Below are 4752 nucleotides of genomic sequence, written 5' to 3'. Positions count from 1 at the left end.
TCAGGGCGGCGCCGGGCTCGGGGCCGCCGCGCAGGGCCGGGGCGCGCCAGCCCGGTACGACGACCAGGTCCTCGGGGCCGAGGGACGGCCAGTCCGTGCGCGCGGTGAGCGGGAGCCCCTGCGCGCTGGTGACCTGCGGGGACTCGGCGACGTAGTCGAGGACGTACGGCTGCCCGAGGCCCGCCGCCGTGGAGAAGACCTGGGCCGGTCCCGCCAGGTCGAGGAGGTGGACGTCGGGCAGCAGGACGAAGACGACGCGGGTCATACGGGCGATGCTGCCAGCTCCGCGACGGTGGCGATGCGGGCGAAGCGGTCGCGCAGGACGGCCTGGGTGCGTTCCATGATCGCGTCCACGCCCAGGTCCCCGATGGGGTTGGTGGTGGTCGCGTCGGCCACGAAGACGATCTCGTAGCCGAGGTCGCTGCCGAGCCGGGCGGTGGTCTCGACGCACTGCTCGGCGCGGATGCCGCACACCCACAGCTCGCCCACGCCCGCCTCGGTCAGCAACTGCTGGAGGTTGGTGGTGGTGAACGCGTTGTGCGCGGTCTTGCGCAGCACCGGCTCCCCGGGCAGCGGCGGCTCCAGCTCCTCCAGGAGCCGTACGTGGCCGAGGTCCGGGTCGAACACGTCGCCGCTGCCGGGCTCGGAGTGCAGCACCCAGACGACGAGGTCGCCGTGGTCGCGGGCGAGCCGGACGAGCCGGTTGACGGGTTCGGCGATCCCGGGGTTGCCGATCTCCTTCCACAGCGGACGGGCGCGGAAGGATTCCTGGACATCGATGACGATGAGTGCTCGCTTCATGTCACCAAGTCTGACCTGGGGATATACGCCTTCGGCAGACACGATCGGGGCCGGGTGCGGAACGATCCGGTCACCCTCGGGGCGAGGTCAGGTCCCGGGCGCGCCGGGACCTGACGGACGGCCGGGTTACGCGGTCTGCTCCGCGTTCAGGCTCATCGGGCCGTAGATCTCGGTGCTCTCCTCGAACAGCCGCACCTGCTCCGCGCCGCCCTCCAGGAGCTCCTTCCAGTGCTCGCCGATCCAGGACTCGGCGTCCCCCTGCGTGGTGAACTCCTCCGGCTCGACCGCGGGCGGGACCTCCGTCCCGTCGGCCTTCTCGAACCGCCACGTCCATGCCGTCATGCGGGCCTCCTTCGATCCGACGCTGCGGGCAGCGTATGCGCTCGGCGGCGCCGGTCACAGGAGATCGTGGATCATCACCCGCCCAGGGCACCTCCCGCCAGGGCACCCCCGCCGGGCACCCCGGCCACGGCACCCGGCCGGAGCGCCGACACGCCCCGCCCCACCGCGCCTTCGGGGGCACCGGGGCGCGGGAGCCGCGCGGCCGGGTGAAAATCGGTCCGTGGACGTCACTCTGCTCGGCACCGGTGCCCCGCCGGGGCTGCCCCGGCCCGACTGCCCCTGTGCCGTGTGCGCGACCGCCCTCGGGCCGGACGCGCGGGCGGCGACCGCGCTGCTCGTGGACGACGCGCTGCTGCTCGACCTCACCCCCGGCGCGGCCTTCGCGGCGGCGCGGGCGGGGCACTCGCTGGGCGGGGTGCGCCAGGTGCTGCTCTCTCATCCGCACGACGGACCGGCCGTGGAGGTGCCCGCCGGGCTGCCGCAGCCGGTGCGGGTGCCGGACGGCCGCGAGCTGACCCTGCTGACCGGGCACCGGGTGCGGGCGCTGGCGATGGACGCGGGCGGCACCGGGTACGCGGTGACCGGCCCTGACGGACAGCGGCTGCTGTATCTGCCGCCGGGCGGCTTCCCGGCGGGGCTGGAAGCCCCGACCTGGGCGTACCACCTGGTCCTTGCCGACGTGGTGGGCCGCCCGGACGCGCTGGCCCGGCTGCGCGCGGCCGGTGCGGTCGGCCCGACGACGGACGTGGTCGCCGTCCACCTCGACCACGACGTACCGCAGGGCGCCGAGGTCGCGCGACGGCTCGCGGCGGCCGGGGCGCGCGCGGTGCCGGACGGTACGACGCTGATCGTGGGGGCGTACGAGGAGGTGCCGGACGTGCCACGCCGGACGCTGGTCCTCGGCGGTGCCCGCTCGGGCAAGTCGGTGGAGGCGGAGCGCCGCCTGGAGGCGTTCCCCGACGTGCTGTACGTCGCCACCGGCGGCACGCGCGGCGGCGACTCCGAGTGGGCCGAGCGGGTCGCGGCGCACCGCGAACGGCGGCCGGGGTCGTGGCGTACGACGGAGACGACGGACCTGGTGCCGGTGCTGGCCGAGGAGGGGCCGCCGGTGCTGATCGACTGTCTGTCGCTGTGGCTGACGGACGCGATGGACGCGGTCGGGGCGTGGGACGACGCGGAGTGGGCGGACGGCGGCGAGAAGGCGCTGCGCGAGCGGGTGCGGGAACTGGTGGCGGCGGTGCGCGGGGCGCGCCGCACGGTGGTGGCGGTGTCGAACGAGGTGGGCTCGGGCATCGTCCCGGCCACCGCCTCCGGGCGCCGCTACCGGGACGAACTCGGCCGTCTGAACGCGGCGTTCGCGGCCGAGTGCGAGCAGGTGCTCCTCGTGGTGGCGGGACAGGCGCTGGTGCTGCGGGGATAGCCCCCTGGGAGTCGGCCGGGGGCAGCCGAGGGTCAGCCGGGGGTGCCCTCCTTGCGGGCCACCACCCGGCAGGCGTTGGCGAAGCGGGTGCGCCGGGTCAGCGGGGAGAGCAGCAACTCCGCCCCGGCGGCGGCCGTCAGCGCCGGGGCGGTGGCCCTGCGCAGGGGCGGCGGGACGTGGGCCAGGGCCATGGAGAGTGCCGCCGTGAGGTCGTACGGCAGATGGGCGGCGGCGCGGTCGGTGCCGACGATCGCGCAGCCCCGTTCGGCCAGTTCGGCGCGGAGGTTGGCGAGCGGGGGCAGATGGAGGTGGCGCGGCTGGCCGTGCGGGAGCCACCACTTGCCGAGCAGGGCGGCGAACGCGCTGGCCGGGTCCGGGACTTCGAGGACGAGATGGCCGCCGGGGCGCAACACCGTGAGGGCGGCGCGGAGTTCGGCGCGCGGGTCGGGGACGTGCTCCAGGTGGTGGAACATGCTGACCACGTCATAGCGGGCGCGCAGCCGCTCCGTGACGCCCGGGGTGGTGAGGAAGCCCCGGTGGGCCTCCTCGATCCGCCCCGCGGCGCGGGCCTTCTCGACGCGGGCGGTGGGGTCGAGGCCGTCGAAGCTGGTGTAGGGGAAGAACTCCTGGGCGGCCTCGGGGAAGCGGCCGTGTCCGGTGCCCACGTCGAGCCAGCTCTCGGGGTCACCGAGGCCGGTCAGGGCGCGGGCGGTGGCGCGGTGGCGGCGGTGGACCGCGCGCGGGGACAGCACGCGGGCGGCGATCTGGTCCAGATGTCTCTCGCAGGCATCCTTCTCGTACGCGGCGAGGTCGTCGGCGGCGAGCCGGGGGTTCTGGAAGGTGTGGGCGCAGTCGGCGCACTCGTCGAGCCCGAAGATCCCGGGGCGCTCCCGCAGCGGGTCGGGGGCGCGCAGCCGGGTGCGCAGCCTCGGCGAGCCGCACCAGGGGCAGTCCGCGCGGAGCGGTCCGGAGAATCCGTCGGTGGACTGCGGGGCGGGTGACGAGGGCTGCATGGGCGGCTCCCTGTACGGCATTTCGCGGTAAAGCGGAACGTATGGGATACCGATCTTGGGTGCAACGACGTGCCGGTGATGGGCTCCCGGTGTGGCGCGGAGGCGGCGGGACGCTGACGGTACTGTTCCGCGAATGAGCAGGATTGATCTGGACGAGTTCTCCGATCTGATCGAGCGCCCGGACGGCGCCGCGCGCCGCGAGGTCGAGGCCCGGCGGGAGCGCCTGGCCGTGAAGCCCGGCTCGCTCGGGCGCCTGGACGAGCTGGGCGAGTGGCTGGCGGCCGCGCGGGGCACCGCGCCCGTGCGGCAGATCGAGCGGCCGCGCGTGGTGCTCTTCGCCGGTGACCACGGGGTCGCCCGGCTCGATGTCTCGGGGCGCCCGGCCGGCACCGCCCAGGAGCTGGTGCGGGGTGTGCTGGAGGGTGCGAGCCCGGTGGCGGTGCTGGCCCGCCGTCTCGACGTACCGGTACGCGTCGTGGATCTCTCCATGGACTGCGAGCCGGACGCCTTCCCAGCGGAGGTCGTACGGCACCGGGTGCGGCGCGGCAGTGGCCGGATCGACGTCGAGGACGCGCTGACCCCGGCCGAGGCCGAGGCGGCCTTCCGGGCGGGCGTGGCCGTCGCCGACGAGGAGGCGGACTCGGGCACGGACCTGGTGGTGCTCGGCGATCTGAGCGTGGGCGGTACGACGGCCGCGGCGGTGCTCATCGCCGCGCTGTGCGGCACCGACGCCTCCGTGGTGACTGGGCGCGGTGGCCTCGCCATCGACGACCTCGCGTGGATGCGCAAGTGCGCGGCGATCCGCGACGCGCTGCGCCGGGCCCGGCCGGTGCTCGGCGACCAGCTCCAGCTGCTCGCGACGGTGGGCGGCGCGGACCTGGCCGCGATGACCGGGTTCCTGCTCCAGTGCGCGGTGCGCAAGCTGCCGGTGATCCTGGACGGCGTGGTGTCCGCCGCGTGCGCGCTGGTCGCCCAGCGCGTCGCCTTCCGCGCGCCGGACTGGTGGCTCGCGGGCCACGTCAGCGGCGAGCCGGGCCAGGCCAAGGCGCTGGACCGGATGGCCCTGGAGCCGCTGCTCGACCAGGGCGTGCGGGTCGGCGAGGGCGCGGGCGCGCTGCTGGCGCTGCCGCTGGTACGGGCCGCCGCCGCGCTCGCGGCCGAGCTGCCGGAGGTGAA

5 protein-coding genes and 1 pseudogene are annotated in these 4752 nt (G+C 75.5%); 2 read left to right on the top strand and 4 right to left on the bottom strand.

Going from position 1 to position 4752, the window contains the following annotated elements; translation table 11 throughout:
• The 3 genes and pseudogenes from GTW40_RS14445 to GTW40_RS14435 all read right to left on the bottom strand — a co-directional run.
• Window positions 1-265, bottom strand: a pseudogene (locus GTW40_RS14445) (AraC family transcriptional regulator); the annotation flags it as partial.
• On the bottom strand, window positions 262-801 hold the full coding sequence (locus GTW40_RS14440) for an isochorismatase family protein (protein WP_161180579.1): 540 nt from the start codon (window positions 799-801) through the stop codon (window positions 262-264). The pseudogene GTW40_RS14445 and the gene GTW40_RS14440, both read right to left, overlap by 4 nt.
• Window positions 802-927: 126 nt before the next feature.
• The gene (locus GTW40_RS14435) at window positions 928-1143 is read right to left on the bottom strand and encodes a hypothetical protein (RefSeq protein ID WP_161180578.1); all 216 of its coding nucleotides are present in this window, start codon (window positions 1141-1143) and stop codon (window positions 928-930) included.
• A 220-nt stretch (window positions 1144-1363) separates the two neighbouring features.
• Here GTW40_RS14435 and GTW40_RS14430 point away from each other — a divergent pair, with 220 nt between their 5' ends.
• A complete protein-coding gene (locus tag GTW40_RS14430) occupies window positions 1364-2563 on the top strand; it encodes a bifunctional adenosylcobinamide kinase/adenosylcobinamide-phosphate guanylyltransferase (RefSeq protein WP_161180577.1) in 1200 nt (399 codons plus the stop codon).
• Window positions 2564-2595: 32 nt separating this feature from the next.
• Here the strand turns inward: GTW40_RS14430 and GTW40_RS14425 are convergent, their stop codons facing one another.
• Window positions 2596-3576 carry a class I SAM-dependent methyltransferase gene (locus GTW40_RS14425; RefSeq protein ID WP_161180576.1) on the bottom strand — a complete coding sequence of 327 codons (981 nt, stop codon included), beginning with the start codon at window positions 3574-3576 and terminating at the stop codon, window positions 2596-2598.
• Window positions 3577-3709: 133 nt separating this feature from the next.
• On the opposite strand from GTW40_RS14425, the gene cobT reads away from it, so the two are divergent.
• Window positions 3710-4752 (top strand): nicotinate-nucleotide--dimethylbenzimidazole phosphoribosyltransferase (cobT, locus tag GTW40_RS14420; protein WP_161180575.1); only part of this gene is annotated, 1043 nt, incomplete at its 3' end.

It is taken from the genome of Streptomyces sp. SID4985, assembly GCF_009863025.1.
Taxonomy (GTDB): Bacteria; Actinomycetota; Actinomycetes; order Streptomycetales; family Streptomycetaceae; genus Streptomyces.
This window is presented reverse-complemented; position numbering and strand designations above follow the sequence as displayed.